This is a genomic window from Sphaerisporangium flaviroseum (assembly GCF_039537005.1).
Classification (GTDB): Bacteria; Actinomycetota; Actinomycetes; order Streptosporangiales; family Streptosporangiaceae; genus Sphaerisporangium; species Sphaerisporangium flaviroseum.
The window spans coordinates 1-753 of the sequence record NZ_BAAAZR010000062.1; the positions used below are offsets into that span (position 1 = coordinate 1).

The following is a 753-nucleotide window of genomic DNA, read 5'->3' on the forward strand; positions in this document are numbered from 1 at the left end:
CAAGCAGCCGGTGTCGGCGATTTTGGAGGCGGCGGAGGATAAGCGGGCCGATGTGATCGGGATGTCGGGGTTGCTGGTGAAGTCGACGGTGATCATGCGGGAGAACCTGGAGGAGATGAATTCGCGGGGGATCGCGGAGCGGTATCCGGTGTTGCTGGGTGGGGCGGCGTTGACGCGGGCGTATGTGGAGCAGGATCTGGCGGAGGTGTTCGCCGGTGAGGTGCGGTATGCGCGTGATGCGTTCGAGGGGTTGCGGTTGATGGATGCGTTCATGGCGGTCAAGCGGGGGGTGGCGGGGGCGCAGTTGCCGCCGTTGCGGGAGCGGCGGGTCAAGAGTGGGGCCAAGGTGGTGCGCACCCCGGTGGAGCAGATGCCGGCGCGCTCTGATGTGGCGGCCGATAACCGGGTGCCGGTGGCGCCGTTTGTGGGGGAGCGGGTGGTGAAGGGGATTGCGTTGGCGGAGTATGCGGCGTTTTTGGATGAGCGGGCGACGTTCATGGGGCAGTGGGGGTTGAAGGCGGCGCGGGGGGGTTCGGGGCCTTCGTATGAGGAGTTGGTGGAGGTGGAGGGGCGGCCGCGGTTGCGGATGTGGCTGGAGCGGATGCAGACGGAGAATCTGCTGGAGGCGGCGGTGGTGTATGGGTATTTCCCGTGTGTGAGTGATGGTGATGATCTGGTTATTTTGGATGAGGCCGGTCGGGAGCGGACGCGGTTCGGTTTTCCGCGGCAGCGGCGGGATCGGCATTTGTGTTT

The 753-nt window shown here is 65.6% G+C and carries 1 protein-coding gene; it reads left to right on the forward strand.

The features are described 5' to 3' along the window. The coding region (locus tag ABD810_RS39190) for a cobalamin-dependent protein (protein ID WP_344953058.1) at positions 1-753 on the forward strand (753 nt) is incomplete at both ends.